Origin of the sequence: Virgibacillus sp. L01 (genome assembly GCF_052246775.1) — a bacterium.
GTDB lineage: Bacteria > Bacillota > Bacilli > Bacillales > Amphibacillaceae > Lentibacillus.
This window is the reverse complement of the sequence record NZ_JBQQCP010000008.1, coordinates 155,035-174,749: the sequence shown is the minus strand read 5'-3', so window position 1 is coordinate 174,749 and position 19,715 is coordinate 155,035. Positions and strand designations below refer to the sequence as shown.

The 19,715-nt window shown below is 36.3% G+C and carries 17 protein-coding genes and 2 tRNA genes; 1 reads left to right on the top strand and 18 read right to left on the bottom strand.

The genetic code is table 11. The features are described from left to right. Position 1: 1 nt before the first annotated feature. Positions 2 to 1,375, bottom strand: a complete 1,374-nt coding sequence (hemA, locus tag ACTWQM_RS15315) for a glutamyl-tRNA reductase (RefSeq protein WP_443259032.1) — start codon at positions 1,373 to 1,375, stop codon at positions 2 to 4. A 212-nt stretch (positions 1,376 to 1,587) separates the two neighbouring features. Between hemA and ACTWQM_RS15310 the strand changes: the two genes are divergently transcribed. Further along, positions 1,588 to 2,070 carry a LiaI-LiaF-like domain-containing protein gene (locus ACTWQM_RS15310; RefSeq protein ID WP_443259031.1) on the top strand — a complete coding sequence of 161 codons (483 nt, stop codon included), beginning with the start codon at positions 1,588 to 1,590 and terminating at the stop codon, positions 2,068 to 2,070. 302 nt (positions 2,071 to 2,372) lie between these two features. On the opposite strand, the gene ACTWQM_RS15305 is transcribed toward ACTWQM_RS15310, so the two are convergent. The 17 genes from ACTWQM_RS15305 to ACTWQM_RS15225 all read right to left on the bottom strand — a co-directional run bounded on the left by ACTWQM_RS15305 (position 2,373) and on the right by ACTWQM_RS15225 (position 19,554). Next, positions 2,373 to 3,113 (bottom strand): amino acid ABC transporter ATP-binding protein, encoded by a 741-nt coding sequence (locus ACTWQM_RS15305; RefSeq protein WP_443259030.1) that lies wholly within the window; start codon positions 3,111 to 3,113, stop codon positions 2,373 to 2,375. 14 nt (positions 3,114 to 3,127) lie between these two features. After that, complete coding sequence (locus tag ACTWQM_RS15300) at positions 3,128 to 3,790, bottom strand: amino acid ABC transporter permease (protein ID WP_443259029.1); 663 nt, start codon at positions 3,788 to 3,790, stop codon at positions 3,128 to 3,130. 59 nt (positions 3,791 to 3,849) lie between these two features. Continuing rightward, positions 3,850 to 4,656 carry a transporter substrate-binding domain-containing protein gene (locus ACTWQM_RS15295; protein WP_443259028.1) on the bottom strand — a complete coding sequence of 269 codons (807 nt, stop codon included), beginning with the start codon at positions 4,654 to 4,656 and terminating at the stop codon, positions 3,850 to 3,852. Between the two features lie 302 nt (positions 4,657 to 4,958). Beyond that, positions 4,959 to 5,546 (bottom strand): ribosome biogenesis GTP-binding protein YihA/YsxC, encoded by a 588-nt coding sequence (gene yihA, locus ACTWQM_RS15290; protein ID WP_443259027.1) that lies wholly within the window; start codon positions 5,544 to 5,546, stop codon positions 4,959 to 4,961. After that, on the bottom strand, positions 5,533 to 7,863 hold the full coding sequence (gene lon / locus ACTWQM_RS15285; protein WP_443259026.1) for an endopeptidase La: 2,331 nt from the start codon (positions 7,861 to 7,863) through the stop codon (positions 5,533 to 5,535). Before lon ends, yihA begins: the two co-directional genes overlap by 14 nt. 296 nt (positions 7,864 to 8,159) lie before the next feature. Beyond that, positions 8,160 to 9,437: an ATP-dependent protease ATP-binding subunit ClpX gene (gene clpX / locus ACTWQM_RS15280; RefSeq protein WP_443259025.1), complete on the bottom strand. Its 1,278-nt coding sequence runs from the start codon at positions 9,435 to 9,437 to the stop codon at positions 8,160 to 8,162. Positions 9,438 to 10,010: 573 nt separating this feature from the next. Continuing rightward, positions 10,011 to 11,297, bottom strand: a complete 1,287-nt coding sequence (gene tig, locus ACTWQM_RS15275; RefSeq protein ID WP_443259024.1) for a trigger factor — start codon at positions 11,295 to 11,297, stop codon at positions 10,011 to 10,013. Positions 11,298 to 11,437: 140 nt separating this feature from the next. Beyond that, complete coding sequence (locus ACTWQM_RS15270; RefSeq protein WP_443259023.1) at positions 11,438 to 12,418, bottom strand: DUF3196 family protein; 981 nt, start codon at positions 12,416 to 12,418, stop codon at positions 11,438 to 11,440. A gap of 136 nt (positions 12,419 to 12,554) precedes the next feature. After that, positions 12,555 to 12,628: transfer RNA gene (locus ACTWQM_RS15265), tRNA-Arg, on the bottom strand. A 3-nt stretch (positions 12,629 to 12,631) separates the two neighbouring features. Continuing rightward, positions 12,632 to 12,705: transfer RNA gene (locus ACTWQM_RS15260), tRNA-Gly, on the bottom strand. Between the two features lie 484 nt (positions 12,706 to 13,189). Next, positions 13,190 to 13,702: a YfcE family phosphodiesterase gene (locus tag ACTWQM_RS15255; protein ID WP_443259022.1), complete on the bottom strand. Its 513-nt coding sequence runs from the start codon at positions 13,700 to 13,702 to the stop codon at positions 13,190 to 13,192. Positions 13,703 to 13,723: 21 nt separating this feature from the next. Continuing rightward, positions 13,724 to 14,317, bottom strand: coding sequence for an XTP/dITP diphosphatase (locus ACTWQM_RS15250; RefSeq protein ID WP_443259021.1), 594 nt, complete (start codon positions 14,315 to 14,317; stop codon positions 13,724 to 13,726). Further along, on the bottom strand, positions 14,317 to 15,081 hold the full coding sequence (gene rph / locus ACTWQM_RS15245; protein ID WP_443259020.1) for a ribonuclease PH: 765 nt from the start codon (positions 15,079 to 15,081) through the stop codon (positions 14,317 to 14,319). The genes ACTWQM_RS15250 and rph overlap by 1 nt, the downstream gene beginning before the upstream one ends. A gap of 199 nt (positions 15,082 to 15,280) precedes the next feature. Next, on the bottom strand, positions 15,281 to 16,366 hold the full coding sequence (locus tag ACTWQM_RS15240) for a GerMN domain-containing protein (RefSeq protein WP_443259019.1): 1,086 nt from the start codon (positions 16,364 to 16,366) through the stop codon (positions 15,281 to 15,283). A 200-nt stretch (positions 16,367 to 16,566) separates the two neighbouring features. Beyond that, a complete protein-coding gene (gene racE / locus ACTWQM_RS15235; protein WP_443259018.1) occupies positions 16,567 to 17,379 on the bottom strand; it encodes a glutamate racemase in 813 nt (270 codons plus the stop codon). 22 nt (positions 17,380 to 17,401) lie between these two features. After that, positions 17,402 to 17,854 carry a MarR family winged helix-turn-helix transcriptional regulator gene (locus tag ACTWQM_RS15230; RefSeq protein ID WP_443259017.1) on the bottom strand — a complete coding sequence of 151 codons (453 nt, stop codon included), beginning with the start codon at positions 17,852 to 17,854 and terminating at the stop codon, positions 17,402 to 17,404. A 218-nt stretch (positions 17,855 to 18,072) separates the two neighbouring features. Beyond that, a complete protein-coding gene (locus tag ACTWQM_RS15225; protein WP_443259016.1) occupies positions 18,073 to 19,554 on the bottom strand; it encodes a potassium/proton antiporter in 1,482 nt (493 codons plus the stop codon). Positions 19,555 to 19,715: the final 161 nt, after the last annotated feature.

The following is a 19,715-nucleotide window of genomic DNA, read 5'->3' as shown; positions in this document are numbered from 1 at the left end:
CTTACTGTGGTGATGTTCTTTCGAATACAGGAAAGGATACTTCTTCATTTTGTTTTATTTTTGTTGAACTTTCATTTTTTTTTGTTTGTTTCGATAGTTCCTTTTGAACTTCCTCTTCAATTCCAAAAATATTTATAAAAAGATCCAAGGATTCGTCCCTGTTTTCTTCAGCTGCTAACTCTTTTGCCTGTGTTACAGGTTCCTTCAGAAGCTGATTTATAATACTTTTTGTATGCTTATTAAGCACTTTTTTCTCGCGATCTGTTAAATCCGGCATTTTTCGTTCGATGCTTTTCATCGTTTCTGCCTGAATAGATAACGCCTTTTGTCGAAGCGCAGAAATCACAGGAACAACCCCAAGTGTTTGCAGCCAATCTTTAAAAGCAACGATTTCAGCTTCAAGCATAATTTCTATAGTCTCAGCAGCTTTTTTTCTGGCAGCTAAATTTTTATCAACTATTCCCTGTAGATCATCAATATCATATAAAAACACACTATTTAACTCACCAATTTCAGGATCCAAATCTCTAGGAACAGCAATATCTACTAGAAATAGCGGTCTGCCTTTACGTTTCTTCTGGATTGGCTCAATAACATCTTTTGTCAATACAACTGAATCTGATCCTGTGGAACTTATTAAAATATCAGCATCATTTATAAGCTCATGTAAGCGATCTGTATGAGCCGCTTCAGCCTGAAACTTTTCTGCCAGTGCTTCAGCTTTTTCATAGGTTCTGTTAACTACCGTAATTTTTGTTGCACCAGATCCATGAAGATTTTTGGCAGCTAGTTCGCCCATTTTCCCGGCGCCTAAGATTACAACATGCTTCTGTTCTAAATCACCAAATATCTTCTTAGCCAGTTCAACGGCTGCATAGCTAACAGACACAGCATGCTGTCCTATCGCTGTATCCTTATGGGCCCGTTTCGCAAATGTAATTGCTTGTTTAAATAATTCATTAAAAACTGTGCCAGTAGTATTCATAACCTGAGCAGTTGAAAACGATTGTTTCACCTGTCCAAGTATTTGTGTCTCACCCAACACCATGGAATCAAGACCTGCAGACACACGTAATAGATGCTCAACGGCTCCATCACTTTCCGATATCCGCAAGTAAGAAGAAAATTCCTCCTTATCTATTTGAAACCAATCAGCAAGGAATTGTTTAATATAGTAGCGTCCTGTATGAAGTTGATCAACAACCGCGTATATTTCTGTACGATTGCAAGTGGAAACAATTACATTTTCCAATATACTTTTTTGATCTTTCAAAAGAAGCATAGCCTGGTCGAGATTATCTTCAGAAAAAGTTAGCCTTTCCCTAGTTTCGACAGGGGTTGATTTGTAATTAAACCCAACTTTAAGTATGTGCACGATAACTACCCCCAAAAGCTTTAAACATTACTCATTTCTTCTAATTATAACATAGGCAATTCCTCACATTTTTACTAAATGTGAACAGAATTTGAAACTATATGTTAGGATATTTGTATACTGTTATATAACTCGTTTGTACTCTATCATACGAGAATATGAGAAGCAAGAATTTCGCCTGTTTAGTCGAATTCTGGAAGAGGTGCCCTACAGTGAAACGACAAAATTCGTTTGCAGCATATATATTAATCGGGATTGGAGTTTACTTTCTGCTAAGAGAACTTAGAATTCCCATAATAACCGATTTTTACTCATGGCCAACATTTCTTATTATAATTGGCCTTGCATTACTTATCCATAGTTATACATCAAAAGATTATCAACATTTATTCAGTGGGACAATTGTATTAGGCTTAGGTATTCACTTTCATGGAATAGAATACTACCAATTTTGGATAGACCACTGGGCAGTGTACCCAATGATTGTGGGCATAGCTTTTATTGTTCGAGCCTTAAGAACTAAAAAAGGTTTAGTGACCGGTCTGGTAGTAACTGGTATATCGGTTCTCTTTATGTTTTCTGTAAGATTACCCCCAGCATTTAATTGGATATATGATGTGACAGCATTCCTTGAGAAGTTCTGGCCAGTGATATTAATTGTTATAGGTTTTTATTGGCTGAAAAAGAAAAAATAAGGATGGGACAAAAGTATTTTAATCAAAATAAAATCCGAACTATGATTCAAAATTCTTGAAATAGAATTCGAATTAGTTCGGATTTTTTGTTTCTGATTAGATATAAAATGCGACGTAACTTCACCCTAAATTCCTTCCATTCTTTATAAGTTGAGTGCTAATTCAACGCTGCGGAAAGCGGAATGTATTTACGAAGCGATGTCAAGCAGCCAAGCATTTTATATCAACTGCGTATTAAATCCAACCATATTATTCGTTTTTAAAGTGAGTAGTATTAGTCATCACCTACCTCATCTCTTTACTTATAAAATTGAACTCAAAAAAGCTTGAGTTCGTTCTTCTTTTGGGTTGTCAAACAATTTATTAGGCGAACCATACTCTACAATCTTGCCATCATGCATATAAAATACCCAATCACCAACTTCACGCGCAAAGCCCATTTCGTGTGTAACTACAACCATAGTCATCCCTTCGTCAGCAAGTTCCTTCATTGTCGATAACACCTCACCAACTAATTCTGGATCCAATGCTGATGTTGGTTCATCAAACAGCATTACATCTGGTTTCATTGCCAATGCCCGCGCGATTGCAACACGCTGTTTCTGACCCCCTGATAGTGTTGAGGGGTATACATTATATTTATCACCTAATCCAACTTTGTCCAACATCCTTTTCCCTTCCTTTATGGCTTGCTCCTTTTTCATTCCTTTTACATGAATAGGAGCTTCAATAACATTTCCAATCACTGTCTTGTGGGGGAAAAGATTAAAATGCTGGAACACCATGCCAACCCGTTGACGTACACTATTTAAATCATGTGTACTCTCTTCTATTTGCTCGCCTTCTATTGTTATAATTCCGTCATTTTTCATTTCCAAAAAGTTTAAACAGCGTAATAAAGTACTTTTTCCGGAACCACTGGCACCTATCAGAACGACAACATCACTTTCTTTAACCGTCAAATCAATATCCTTTAAAACATGTAAATCCCCAAAAGATTTATTCAACTTTTCTACTCTAATCATTTCCTGTTTTTCACCCATACTATCCCTCCTGCTTAATCACTTTGAGCCAGCTTCTTTTCTAACATATTCACTAGTAACGTCAGAATCAGTACAATAAATAAATAATATATTGCTACGGTTAGATAATATGGAAGATAATCAAAGTTGTTAGCCCCCATTGTACTGGCAACTCCGAATAACTCCTGCATACCAATAAATGAGACAAGTGAGGAATCTTTAATACCAATAATAAATTGATTCCCAAGTGATGGTACAGCACGACGGAAAGCCTGGGGTAAAATAATTCTTCGCATTGTAAGACCACTAGTCATACCAAGCGTTCTTCCAGCCTCCCTCTGCCCTTTCTCGATAGACTGAATCGCTCCACGAATAATTTCAGCAATATATGCACCACTATGAAAAGCAAGTCCCGCTGCACCAGCCCAGAACATCGGAATAAGGAAAATTTCTGCCAGGCCATAATAAAGAACGAAGATTTGTACAATAAGAGGAGTTCCTCGAACAACCCATATATACGCATCAGCTATCCATTGAAGAATCTTTATATTTGAAATTTTAAGTATAGCGAAAAATAACCCTATCACAAATGCAATCAGTAATGAAGCTGCAGATAATTCAAATGTCAGCCAAAGTCCCTTTAAGAATAAATCAAAACTACCTGTAAAAACTTCAATAAAATGCGTAATTGCAGACAAATATGTCAACTCCTTTTAAGCACAAATGTGCGCAAAATTATGCGCACATTTGCATTTTATTATTCATTTGCACTATCTGGTTCCTGTGTTATATCTGCTCCAATATACTCTTTGGATAACTCTGCAAGTTTTCCACTTTTTTTCAGTTCTTTCAATGCTTGATTGATATCTTTAAGTAATTTATCATTATCTTTCGCAACGCCTACAGCTTGCTTGCTCACACCTAATTGTTCCTTCGCCTCTATTTCTAATCCATTTTCAATAGCTGTACTTCCCGTAATTGCATCAGTTATGACAGCATCGTGATGACCTTTAGCTAGTGATTGAAGTGCTACAACGTCACTATCAACTTGTGGAATGTTATCAGTATATTTTTGTGCCATTTCAACGTAAGTAGAGCCTCTGGATACGGAAATTTCTTTTCCATCAAGATCATCAGCTGACTGTATATCACTATCAGGTCTAGTATAAATAACTGGACCTGAATAATAATAAGCTTCTGAAAAATCAACCTCTTTCAATCGATCTTCGGTAATTGTATGACTTGCAACAGCAATGTCGTGACGACCCTGTTTGACACCTGTTACAATACCCGCAAATTTTGATTTGTTCGGCACTGCTTCCAGCCCTAGTTTTTCAGCAATCGCATTAGCAACTGCAACGTCGTATCCCTTCATTTCTCCATCTTCCATATAACTAAAAGGTTTAAATTCACCCGATGAGGCGAAATTAAGTTTTCCTTCTTCAATCAGATTATATTCACCGCCTTCACCTGAAGAAGGATCGCCACTATCATCCCCTCCACCACATGCGGCTAAAAACATAATTATTAAAGCTAAAAATGTTGTAATTTTCAGTCTTTTCACGAACTAAACACCCTTCCATCTCTATTTTATTCATACTAATCAACCCGCATCAGTATAGCAACATACTGATGTACAAATTATATCAATTTTGTGACAAATGAACGAATGCCAAAAAGCTTTATATAGACAACCATATTTACATTTAAAATAGTGTAGTAATTATATCTCTTTTATACTTAACTATACGGTATAATCCTTTTAGATACTCTTCCATTCTTTATAATTTTCTGAATATAATCAAACAATAAAAACTCTTCCCTGCTCACTGGAGGAAAGAGTTTTTTATTGCTGTAGTTTTTGAATTAAATTTTAATATAGCTTCTTATCGCGCTCCATGATTCATCTTTTCCTTGACCGGTTTCTGTAGAGAAAGGAATCACAGTATCTTCTGGCGCTACTTGCAACGTTTGTTTGGTTCGCTTTAAATGTTTAGCATGTTTGCCTTTAGGAACTTTGTCCAGCTTAGTTGCAATTACTATTACTGGTAATTCAAAATGCTTTAAAAAGGCATACATTTGCACGTCGTCTTTAGTTGGCTCGTGACGAATATCTGTGATTAGTAAAACAGCTTTTAACGTATCCCTTGTTTCAAAATACTCCTCCATCATACCTCCCCATTTTTCTCGTTCCTTTTTGGAGACTTTGGCATAACCATAGCCAGGTACATCAACAAAATAAAATGCTTCATTTATTTTATAAAAGTTTAATGTTTGTGTTTTTCCTGGCTTTGAAGAAGTACGTGCTAAATTCTTGCGATGTATTAACTTATTAACAAATGATGACTTTCCAACATTTGAACGACCAGCAAGTGCAACCTCTGGAAGCTGGTCGTTTGGATATTGTTTTTGACTAACTGCACTAATCACAATTTCTGCATTAGTTACTTTCATTTTTTTCCTCCGTAAGCGCATGTTTTAGTACTTGATCTAGATGGTTTACCGGAATAAATGTAAGACCACCTCGGACACTATCTGGAATATCCTCTAGGTCCTTTTCGTTTTCCTCAGGAATAATAATCGTTGTTATCCCTGCTCTATGAGCACTTAATGATTTTTCTTTTAACCCACCTATGGGTAAAACACGCCCGCGCAACGTTATTTCTCCAGTCATTCCAACTTCTTTTTTAACTGCTCTTCCGGTTAATGCGGAGACTAGGGCTGTTGCCATTGTAATACCTGCAGAAGGGCCATCCTTTGGTGTAGCACCTTCAGGAACATGGATATGAATATCATATGTTTCATAAAAATCAGGATTAATACTTAACTCTCTCGCACGTGACCGAATGTAACTAAAGGCTGCTTGTGCTGATTCCTGCATAACATCACCAAGTTTACCTGTAAGAGTAAGTTTTCCCTTACCTGGATAATGGGAAACTTCAATTGACAGAGTATCCCCACCAGCTGCTGTATAGGCAAGCCCCGTAGCAGCACCTACCTGATTTTCCTGTTCCATTACACCATAGCGAAACAGAGGTTTCCCAAGTAATTCCTCGATACTTTTTTCCGTAACAATTACTCGTTTTTTCTCTTTAGAAATAATAATTTTTGCAGCTTTCCGGCATAGAGTAGCAAGCTGACGTTCCAATCCTCGCACACCCGCTTCTCGTGTATACGTACGGATTAATTTCAATAATGCATTATCTCGGATTTGCAGGTTATTTTTCGTTAGTCCATTTTCTTTAAGCTGCTTGGATAATAAATGTTCTTTAGCAATATGCAGCTTTTCAACTTCAGTGTACCCAGATATAGAGATAAGTTCCATACGATCCAGCAATGGCCCCGGGATATTATTAACATAGTTCGCGGTTGCAACAAAGAGTACATTCGATAAGTCATATGTCTCTTCAATGAAATGATCACTGAAATTACTGTTCTGTTCTGGATCCAGCACTTCCAGCATTGCTGCAGATGGGTCGCCACGGAAATCATTGGACATTTTATCTATTTCATCTAGTAGAAAAACTGGATTGACGGTTTTAGCTTTTTTCATTCCTTGTATTATTCTTCCTGGCATAGCACCAATATATGTCCGTCGATGACCACGTATCTCAGCATCATCTCTTATGCCACCAAGGGAAGCCCGAACAAAATTTCGATTTATCGATCGTGCAATAGACTTAGCCAGTGAAGTTTTACCAACCCCTGGAGGACCTACAAGACAAAGAATTGGCCCTTTGATAGATTGAGTCAGTTTTTGTACAGCTAGGTATTCCAGAATACGTTCTTTTACCTTTTCCAACCCATAATGATCTCTATCCAATATTTTCTGGGCATTGTCTATCTCAATTGTATCTTTGGTTTTTTCCGTCCATGGTAATGCTAGAAGCCATTCTACATAGTTTCGGATAACTGAACTTTCAGCAGAACTTTGCGGTACTTTTTCAAAACGATCTAATTCTTTCATTGCAACCTCGACAATGCGTTCAGGCATGTCCGATTCCTCAACCTTTTCTCGTAACTGGCCTACTTCACCAGACTTACCATCTTTTTCACCAAGTTCCTTCTGTATAGCCTTTAATTGCTCTCGTAAATAATATTCTTTTTGCGTTTTCTCCATTGATGTTTTAACTCGTTGTCCGATTTTCTTTTCTAAATCAAGCACTTTTTTTTCATTCGTTATTAATTTAATTAATTGCTGTAGCCTTTCTTTTACATTTACCGTTTCTAAAAGATCCTGTTTATCTTTAATTTTCAAGGATAAATGTGACGTAACAATATCTGCGAATCTGCTTGGTTCATCAATATCTGAAACCGTTTCTAATGTTTCCTTTGTGATTTTCTGTGATACCTTTATGTATTGTTCAAATTGCCCGAGTAATGAGCGCATAAGTGCTTCTTCTTCATTCTTCTCAACATGTTGTTCTTCAATCTCTTTAATTTCAACACTAAATTCTTCGCTTTCCTCGTTAAATTTAATGATTTCCCCGCGATGAAGTCCCTCTACTAATACGCGCATTGTTCCATTTGGCAGTTTCAGCATTTGATTTACTTTTGCTACTGTACCAATCCTATATATGTCCTTTGGCTCAGGGTCGTCTAAACTCACCTTTTTCTGGGCAGCAAGAAAGATGGTTTGGTCGCCCATCATTGCTTTTTCCAATGCTGTAACGGATTTATCACGCCCAACATCCAAGTGTAATACCATCGATGGAAAAACGAGTAATCCGCGTAATGGCAGGAGGGGAAGCTGAATTGTATCTTTTGTCATAGTTTGTACCTCCGTAATATGTACTGTTAATGCTTATGTATTTTTGGTTATTGTTTAAAGTTTATAGAAAACTTTCCCATTTGTAAACGAAAAAAGCCCTTATTGCTAACTGTGATTAGTATTACCCGATGATGAAATACTAATCACATCATACAGGCATATAAATGCCAGTTTCTGTTCAAGCGCAGCAATAAGAAAGAGACTGACATCTGGCTAAAGATTGTAACCTCAATAAAGGATTATTGAAGATGATCAAAAGCCAAGTCAGTCTCCTATTATTTACTTACCTAAATGAATTATGCACTTTCCTTAGGAAGCTTTTCATTTCCTTCTTTGACAGTTCCATCAACAAGTACTAGCTTTGGACCGCCATCTTCCTGAAGAACAGTATCCTTTGTAATAATACACTTCTCAATGTCTTCGCGTGATGGTAGTTCAAACATCACTTCCAGCATAATGCTTTCAATAATGGAACGTAAACCTCTGGCACCGGTTTTCCGTTCAATTGCTCTTTTGGCAATTTCAATAAGAGCTTCTTCTTCAAACTCAAGCTCAACATCATCTATCTGAAAGAGTTTTACATATTGTTTTACCAGTGCATTTTTAGGTTTTGTTAAGATTTCGACTAGCGCTTTTTCATCTAGTGGTTCAAGACTTCCTACAACCGGTATTCTTCCGATAAACTCTGGAATTAAACCATAACGCAACAGATCTTCTGGTAACACTTTTTGCAGGAGTTCACCCATTTCCAGATCTTGTTGTTCATCATTAGACCCAAATCCAATTACTGTCTTACCTAAACGACGTTTAATTATTTGATCAATACCATCAAATGCGCCACCAACTATAAATAGTACGTTAGTCGTGTCAATTTGAATGAATTCCTGATGAGGATGTTTGCGTCCGCCTTGTGGTGGAACACTTGCAACAGTTCCTTCAAGAATCTTTAATAATGCTTGTTGTACACCTTCACCAGACACGTCACGTGTAATTGATGGGTTTTCTGATTTACGGGCAACCTTATCAATTTCATCGATGTAAATAATACCCTTCTCTGCTTTTTCTACATCATAATCTGCAGATTGAATAAGCTTCAATAAGATATTTTCAACATCTTCCCCAACATACCCAGCTTCAGTTAATGAAGTTGCATCAGCCATAGCAAATGGAACATTTAGTATTCTTGCCAATGTTTGTGCAAGCAATGTTTTACCACTGCCAGTTGGTCCCAGCATTGCGATATTACTTTTTGCAAGTTCTACATCATCTGAATTTTTAGGTGTATTAATCCGTTTGTAATGGTTATATACCGCAACAGATAAATTTTTCTTGGCTTTTTCCTGTCCGATTACATAATCGTTTAGAATTTCACAAATTTCTTTTGGTTTAGGTACTTCCTTAAACTCGGTTTCTTCTTCCGTACCGAGTTCTTCCTCAACTATTTCTGTGCAAAGTTCAATACATTCATCACATATATAAACACCAGGTCCGGCAACTAACTTACGAACCTGATCTTGACCTTTCCCACAAAATGAACATTTTAGTTGTCCTTTTTCTTCATTAAATTTAAACATGCATTTCACTCCTAAAAGTTTAAATCTTTTCTCAGCTTCATCTTTTATAATTTAACTTTCACTGTCATCATATCAAATCAAAATAAGAAAACAAAACGATAAGCGTCTCCTTTATTTATCATTTTATTATGGAGAATTTTTTTGAAAAGTCAAATCAAACTACTTATACTATATGTTACATTGTTAGCTAAAATTAAAATTTAAAAATAACTATATTATCCAGTCCTTATTTATCGTATGTTAGTTAAATACGATAGATAACAAGTTTTATCACTTTCTATAAAGTTTAGAAAACCTGGCTCATCGCTAAACTTAGTTGCACCTTACGCAAATTAAGAAATCTGCATCTGCAAATGAAAACATATCTGTCTTGCAGCAATACGTTAGAGTAAAATTGTGATTAATTATTAGAAAACTCGGCATTCGCCAAGCGTTTGGACGAATTGCCTTAGTTGCACTTATGCAGTATGAAAGTAGTTATACTTTCTTATCTGCTAAAGTTAAAACAAGGTGCGATTTTTTCGCACCTTGTTCATTAATCTTCTTCATTTAATCTATTCTCAAGCAAAGTGATTATACAGTTTTACTATTTTCAACTAAGAAATCAAGAGCTTTCTTAAACTTCAGATCCTCTTTAATAGCGTCAGCATTTCCGCCTAACATTTGCTTCAACTGCTCAACCTCAGCTCCATACATGGAAGCCATATTAGTCAGTTCAGCATCCACATCTTCATCTGTTACTTCAAGATTTTCCGCATTGAAAATAGCTTCTAATGTCAAATTAGTTTTGACACGCTTTTGAGCATCTTCTTTCATTTGTTCTTTCAATGCATCTTCATCCTGTCCGGAAAATTGGAAGTACATATCCATTGTCATACCTTGCTGTTGCAAACGTTGCTCAAACTCTTTAAGCATACGGTCAAGCTCGGTATTTACCATTGATTCTGGAATCTCTACTTCTGTGTTTTCTGAAGCTTGTTCAATTAGTGATTCACGCATCTGATTGTCAGCATCTTGTTTCTTTTGTGCCTCCAACTCTTCTTTTTTCTTCGTTTTAAGCTCTTCAAGTGTTTCTACTTCTTCGTCGACATCTTTAGCAAATTCATCATCAAGTTCTGGCAATTCTTTTGTTTTAACGTCATGAATTTTTACTGCGAATACAGCCTTTTGACCAGCTAACTGTTCTGCATGATAATCTTCAGGGAAAGTTATTTCAATTTCTGTCTCTTCACCTGATTTTTTACCAACTAATTGTTCCTCAAATCCAGGAATGAACTGCCCAGATCCGATTTCTAATGTGTGATCTTCACCTTTTCCACCTTCAAAAGCTTCTCCATCCAAGAAGCCTTCAAAGTCCATAACTACCGTGTCGCCTTCTTCTACTGTTCCTTCTTCTTTGATAATAAGTTCTGCTTGATGTTCACGCTGATGTTCGATTTCATGATCTACATCTTCATCTGTAACATCAACTGATTGCTCTTCAACTTCAAGGCCTTTATATTCACCTAAAGTAGCTTCTGGCTTAACTGTAACATTTGCAGTGAAAATAAGTTCTTTTCCTTGTTCAATTTCTTCAATATCAACTTCAGGTTGTTCAATTGGTTCAATACCAGTCTCTTCTACAGCTTTCATATAAGCATCCGGTAAAATAATATCAACCGCATCCTGATATAATGATTCTACGCCGAAGCGATTTTCAAATATTTTACGTGGTACTTTTCCTTTACGGAAGCCAGGGATTTGAACATCTTTCACAACTTTTTTGAATGCTTGATCCAAACCACTATCAAATTCCTCAGGACTTACTTCTATTGTTAGTACTCCTTGATTACCTTCTTTTTTTTCCCATTTTGCTGACATAAAAATTCCCTCCAAAATCTAATATTACTTTTAAATTTCACGTTCATCAATATAAATAAATATATATAATGATCAAGTTTACAACCATCTCATTATAACATAATTACTAGTGCTTTCAAGCGTTAGGGCTACTTTGCAGACTATGCTTCAATGATTGTTAAGTATAAAGCTTCGCACATTTTGATTTCTTCTATATATCTTTCAACCTGCTCATCCAAATGCTTATTATCTTCTGTATGTATATCTAAATACTCTTCACCAATCTTCGATAATGCTTCAGCTATATGAATGATATCCCTGTCATTTGGCATGATTGGATACCTTACATAAACATACCGGTATAAAAGCCTTTCAACTAACTGAAACAATGATGGATTCTTTTGTTCCAGCTCATTAATTAATAGAAGAGTCTGCTTCATTGTTTTATGTGAGCTGATGTCAGGTACATTTACCGGTGTTAATGTCAATTGTTTATTAAGTTTGTTTATGGTAACCTCGTCTGAAATACTTTTTTCCTGCAGCCACTTAAAAATCGCTGTCTTGGTAACCGGGTGTACATAGTTTTCTATCAGTAACCTTCTGATGGAGTCTGTCGGGTTTGCATTTATTTTACGCATTTGTTCAACTAAACGCCACTGCTGGACATGGTTTTCCTGTTCAACAGCCTTTAATAATTCACCTATGTATTCGGAAGACTTTTCATTTCGTATTTCATTCTTCATATTCTTACTCATATCATAAAGTTGCTGAAATTGTTCGTAAATCACGTCTGGAACCGTTTCTGACTCAAATTCAAATTCTACTTGTTCCATTAATAATTCATATTGACTGGTCTGGAACAGTATTGTTAAGTAAATATGTAAGTAATGGTAATAATTTTCATCTTTATGTTTCAGTAATGCTTCACATAAATCCTGGGCTTCTTCATAACGATCCATTTCCATCAGACAAATCAGTTTTCCTATCACAATTTCATGATTATCAACATGGTAACTTAATAATTGATCAAGCTTTGTTAATGCTTCCTCATATCTCTTCTCCTTAATTGCGTTCAAACTTTCTTCTTCTAAAGCTGTTCGCCACTTGGGAAAAAGAATTACATTTTCCTTATTGCTCTGCATCTTTTTCTATTCACTCCCTTCTAATTTTATTTTAGTTTTTCCCATTATAAATATACATACCCTGTTAATTGAAAAATAAACTTTTAAGATAATAAAAGAGAAACCTATTAATTTGTTGATAGGTTTCTCCAGATGATGTCCCAGGCAGGATTCGAACCTGCGACCCATAGCTTAGAAGGCTATTGCTCTATCCTACTGAGCTACTGGGACACATGGAGCGGGTGATGGGAATCGAACCCACGATATCAGCTTGGAAGGCTGAAGTTTTACCACTAAACTACACCCGCATATTATTTTTGACTTTATTACCTAAAGATACTTACAAAAACCATTCGTTCGTGTTTGATAATCGACAACTACTAAATTAAACGAACAAGAATTATTATATGCACTTTGAAAATATTTGTCAATAGATATAAATGTTTTTCATCTAGTCGAATTATTCTCTTCAATGAAAAGATAGTAAACATGGCGTTCCCAACGCCTTTAGGAGAATTTACCTTAGTTGCATTTATGTAGTATATACTTCTGTATAAAAATACCTCTCTTACTTGATTTTAGCGGACACAGGAGACGCTATTTTTATATAAAAGTAACTTTCTCACTCAGAAGGCTTTATTTCACATATATCATTATTATTTGATTGTATTTGTGTGAAATATGTTCCCTGGTGTCCGCAAACCTCAAATTTGTTATATGAAAAATAAATTTCAAGACAGATGTTGGCTGCTTACTCAGTAGTCACGGGGGTTTCTTACCTGCCAACAACGATTACTTCAAAGCAATTATAAGCGAAAGGTCTTCGATGAAGTCACCTTCAACTGTATAATAATTCACCTGGACTGCATCTAAGTTATCCCACTCTAAGATAGCATATGTTTGTTCGGCCCTTACCCTGGGCAATAAAATACTGCCTGGATTAATCACCAATTGATTTCCAACCTTTTCAGCCATAGCAATATGTGTATGACCATAGCAAACTACCTGAGCCTCTTCTTCTTCTCCGCGGTATGCTATTGTCATTAAATTGGTTTTTACTTGATGGTGGTGACCATGTGCAACATAGAAGCGAAGACCCTCGATTAAGTTTGTTTGTTCTAATGGATACCTTGAATCAAAATCACAATTTCCAGCAACTTTTATGAAGCCATTCATCTCTGGTGCATCCATATCTAATTCTGAATCTCCACAATGTATCATATACTTTAAAGGATGACGTTCTTTAATTTTGTTTAGTTCATTTGTAGAACCATGACTATCACTTACAATTAAAACACTTGGCATAATAACACCTCACATTATAACCTACATATTTTCAAGCCAATCTTCCAGCTGCTTAATTGCATTACTCCGGTGACTAATACTATTTTTTTCATCAGGAGACAGTTCTGCCATTGTTTTGGTATAGTTCTCAGGTATAAAAACGGGGTCATAACCAAATCCATTTGAACCTTTTGCAGATACAGAGATCTTCCCCTCACAGTAACCATTCTTAAAAATTGTATCCGTGTCTGGCATTGCTACTGCTAATACACATACAAACCGTGCTGTACGATCAGATTCTTTCGTATCCTCTAGCTCAGCTAATACTTTTTCTATATTTGCGTTATCATCTTTTGGTTCACCGGCATATCTGGCAGAAAATATTCCAGGTCTGCCATCTAATGCATCAATCATTAAGCCTGAATCATCAGCTAATACTGACTTATTCATTAACTTTGCTATCTGCTCTGCCTTTATTGCAGCATTCTCTTCAAACGTCTCCCCTGTTTCCTCAATATCATTTATTGACTGAGATAAGTCCAGCAAGGAAACTGCTTTAATATTAAATTTCGCAAAGAATGTTTTAAACTCCTCTGCTTTCCCAGGATTTTTGGTCGCTATGATTATTTCTTTCATTATGAATCGTCTCCACTTATTTTTGTTTCACCTATTTTATCAGCTAATTCACCCAGTATATCTTTTTGTATAGTATTTATTTTCAGCATTCCATCATTAGCGAGTCCAAGCATCGTCTGTAATTGGCTGTTTGTGAATGTTGCCTCTTCTCCAGTACCCTGTATTTCAACAAATTCTCCAGCACCTGTCATTACTATGTTCATATCAACAAGTGCTTCTGAGTCTTCACCATAGTTCAGGTCTAACACTTCCGTACCATCGGACAATACGCCAACAGATATCGCTGCCAGAAAATCAGTTACAGGCATTTTTTCAATTTTATTATTTGCAATTAATCTGCCGAAAGCTAAGACTACAGCCACAAATGCACCTGTAATAGAAGCAGTTCTTGTGCCGCCGTCTGCCTGGATGACATCACAATCCACCCAAACTGTACGCTCGCCAATCTGGTCCAAATCAACTACTGAACGTAGTGCTCGTCCAATTAATCGCTGTATTTCCATCGTTCTTCCACTTACTTTACCTTTAGAAGACTCCCTGATGTTTCGTTGGTTTGTGGCTCGAGGGAGCATAGCATATTCAGCCGTAATCCATCCTTTTTTCTGGCCTCGCATAAATGGGGGGACCTTGTCCTCAATGCTTGCATTACAAATAACCTTAGTGCCCCCCGCTTGAATTAGCACAGAGCCTTCAGGATGTTTAACAAAATCTGGTGTAATTGTTATGGAGCGTAATTCATTGTTATCCCTTTGATCATTTCTCACTTAAACATATTCCTCCTTATTCCTACACTTACGATAGGATTATCCTAACATATTTTTTACTAAAGAAACACGATAATACATACTAACAGACATCTGCTTCTGCAGATCGAAGTTTTCCATTAAATTACTTAGAAAACGCTTATCGTGCAGGATTTGTTTAAAAGCCAAACAAAAAAGGCTGCTTGTCACAGCCTTTTAATTATAATTTTTCAGTTTTCGAAAATGTTTGTGTTGTAACAGGTGTCGTATATGGTTCTCCATTTTCATTAAAGAGTGTCTCGACATTTTCAACTTTCACTTGCACGGCCTCCACAGCTGGATCTTCTGTTAAGGTACGTGCTAATGTTTCCATTACTTCATCGGAAATCACGGCTTTTTCCCCATCCTGAAGTACTTCCTCACTGAATACCACTTCAAGCACACCATCTCTTAAGCTTGGGTTACTTGTAAGTTCTGTCTGATTGTTGAAAACATGCTGTACATTAGCTTCAACACCTGGACCTTCCAGTAATGCTCCAATTACCGAACCGTACAGATCCTGGTTCTCAACATTAATATACTGTGTTACCGGAACAAAATACTGATTGTCATCATGTACAGATGGATAGTACAACGTAACAGGCTTGCTTGCCATCAGGTCAACACTATCAGACTGAATTAGGTTAATACCGTTCACTCTCGAATAACCCTCACCAATAGGAGTTCCATTTACAGGCATCTCCGTTTGCGCCTCTCCGTTAATCCGTAGTTTGATATTATCTACACTATCAAATTGTGTTAATGTATATGTCATTGCCTGAAGCACCTTTAACTCGTTTTCTTTCTCATAACTTTTAAACTCCTCAGACAAATCTACAATTAACGTCCCATTTTCCTCAAGACTTAAACTATTTACTTGTGTTCCAGCTGGCAAAACTGCCTGAAATCCATTTGGTAATAAGGATGTAACAGGTCCTCCTTTTACCAAGTGTTGGAGTGCCTGTATTGCTACCTCCTTGGATGCAATCTGTGGTAATTGCAATGTTTGTGAGGCCACCATTCCATCTGAATCAATTAAATATAGTTGTCTTCCAACCGTCTCTGGTGCCGCTTCGCCATCAGACTCTTCATCAATACCCTCTGATTCCGATTCATCTGATACATTATCCAAATCATTTACAGCCTCAGAGTCTTTAGGTGGATCCATTTCTTCATTATCAATTGATTGTTCTCCTTGGAAACATCCAGTCAATATAATAGAAAGACACACCGTTATAATTAAAAGTAATGTACTGCGTTTCTGCATGCTATTCCCTCCTACGATGGTTTGTACTATTATATATACGAGCATATCGTAAAATTAGACCAACCTTTTTAGAAAAATTGGGAATCGCCAAGCCTTATTGGTGAATGCCTTACTGGCACTTAGGCAGTAAGAAAGGATTTATACTTTCCTTACTGCCCAGAAAAAAATCAGAATCTCCATAAAAAATGGGATTCTCATTTTTATATAAATGCTTTTTGTATTGTAACGGAGTGGAATTTATCTACTGATTTCATAAAAATACGTTCAGCAATTTTCGTGAACATTTCCAATTCACCAGTCGAGTAAAATTTATGATCCGGTATATGATTATCTTTATTTAACTGATTATGAAATTCCAGTATAGTACTTGCTTCACGAGCTGTTTCCTCACTGGAAGATATAATGGTAACATGATCACCAATAACGGATTGGATTGTTTCTTTAATTAGTGGATAATGTGTACAACCAAGGATAAGTGTATCAATATGATTATTCATTTTCATTGGGTGTAGCGATTCCTCTACCACTTGTTCTGCATGTGTACCAGATAAAATCCCTTGTTCAACCATTGGGACAAACAACGGACATGCCAAAGCATTTACATGAATATCTGCCTTGATGCTCTGTAACGCATCTGTATATGCATTACTTCTAACTGTTCCTTCTGTACCAACCACCCCAACATGACTATTATTAGTGAACTTAATTGCAGCTCTGGCACCAGGCTGAATGACCCCAATAACCGGTATATCCAATTCACTCTGAAGCTCTCCAAGTGTAAAGGCTGTTGCAGTATTACATGCTATAACCAGCATCTTTATCTCTTTTTCAAGTAGAAAATCAACCATTTCCCACGTAAACTTTTTTACTTCCTCTTTTGACCTGGGACCATATGGGCATCTTAATGTATCGCCTAAATACACAAGATTTTCTCTTGGCAACTGCCGCATCAGTTCATTTGCAACTGTTAAACCGCCCACACCAGAATCAATAACCCCTATCGCCTGATTCAAAAAAATCGCCTCTTCTTTGTTGTTATTTTTCATTAACAGATTGCATTTGTTCATATAAAAACGTTAGTAAATCATTTAATGAATCCGTTTGTTCTATTGAAAAGTTTGTTAAAACCTCTCCCAAATAGGCTTGCCGTTTTTGAATTACTTCCTGAATAATGGAATTTCCCTTTTTTAATACGTGAATTCTCACAACCCGTCGATCGCTTGCATCTCTTATTCTTTCAACCAGATTATTTTTCTCCATACGGTCTACAAGATCAGTTGTAGTACTAAAAGCTAGCCCGTTTTTATTCGAAAGCTCTCCAATTGTTAAATCGCCTTCTTCTATTAACCATTGTAAAGCGATAAATTGTGGTGATGTAATTGGGTAATTATTTAATATTTTTCGTCCATTCTGTTTAATAACACCTGATATATAACGAAGTCTTTTTTCTACATTTACTATTGCTTCTGTTGATAAATCATTTTCCAAACGGGTAACCCCCCAATATATTTCCTTAGACTTATTTTAACATAATTCGACAGCGGGACGAGAGTTTACAGAAATTATTCCTGCAGTTAGTTCGCAGTTTATATATTATGTGTACAAAAATCTTTTATCAATGTTGTTTATCAAGCTAGCTGTTTGGGCTTATTCTATAGAGGCGAAAGTTGAGTATCTATGAAATTGACTCAGTTATAAGGTTTTCCTTATGCACTATCAGTGTCTTCTTCTAATAATTTTATTAATTTACGCTTACTCTTTCGGGAAACCAATATATAAAGCGTATCATTTTCTTTAATTACCGTTTGCCCGTTTGGTGTAACAATTTCATTATTTCGTATAATTGCATTGATTAATGCATTATCCGGCAGTGTCATACTTTCAAGGGTTTCACCAATAATTTTATTTTTACTTGTTACATCATATTCAACCATCTCCACATTGGTTTTTCCCATTGAAATCAACTCTAAAGAGTGTACCGGTTTTTCTTTAATTTCATTTTCCAACCCTAACTTGGAGGACAGATATATAATAGTGGAACCTTGTATCAGTGTAGATGTTAAAACAACGAAAAATACAACATTAAACATAACCTGACTTCCTTCTACTCCAGCAAGCATAGGAAATATTGATAAGACAATTGGAACCGCTCCACGCAAACCAGCCCATGATAAAAATATTTTTTCTTTAAGATTATACTGGGATTTCATTAAGTTCAGAAATACTGCAATTGGCCGTGCAACAAATATTAAAACAACTGAAACTAACAATCCATTAATTAGATAATTCCATTGGAACAGCTCCGCTGGAAAAACAAATAACCCTAATATAACAAACATAACAATTTGCGCCATCCAAGCAAATCCTTCATTAAATCGAAGAATAGAATGACGATAGGTTAACTCTGAATTACCAATAATTAGTGCAGCAACGTAAACAGCAAGCAACCCACTGGCATCAATCAATGCAGCTATGCTGTAGGCAGAAAATGCGAATGCAAGTCCAAATAAAGGATACAGTCCACTTGAATCCAAGTTAATTCGATTAATTGACAAACTGCCAGCCTTTCCAATTATTAGCCCGCATAATAACCCAATCCCCATCTGCCAGAAAAACGACCATATTAGTGAACCTATCCCTGCTTGGTCCTGTGTTATTAACTGAATAAAGGAAAGCGTCAGAAACATTGCCATTGGGTCGTTTGATCCCGATTCAGCCTCAAGTGTCGATTTAATTTTCCCTTTGATATTTTTATCCTTTAACACAGCAAATACAGCGGCAGCATCAGTTGATCCCACAATAGAGCCCAAAAGTAATCCTTCCAGCCAGGAAATACCCAGCATATATTTAGAAGCAGCTGCAACAACCCCCGTAGTGACCAGTACACCTGACGTCGCCATAGTCAGTGCTGATGGCAATACAGGTTTTATCTTTGCCCATTGTGTCTGTAAGCCACCCTCAAATAAAATAATTATAAGTGCAATAATACCTATTAATTGCGCTATTGTGGCATTATCAAAGTATATAATGTTTAATCCATCACTCCCCACCAGCATACCGACGCCGATAAATAGAACAAGAGAAGGAACACCTAAGCGCGTAGAGAACTTGGTAACAAGAACACTAATAATTAATAATAAAGCCATTAGTAATATGAATTGATTTGATTCTAAAATTTCATGTAACATGGATAGCCTCCTTTTAATTGTGAAAAAGGATGAAGGTTAATGAAGCAACTTTATGGGGTTCTATAACTCCAATAAATAGTATAACAAAATAATCATTTATATATATAATATAGCTATCGTAAGTTAAACAAATTAAGATTAAAATTCAACATAATTGTACT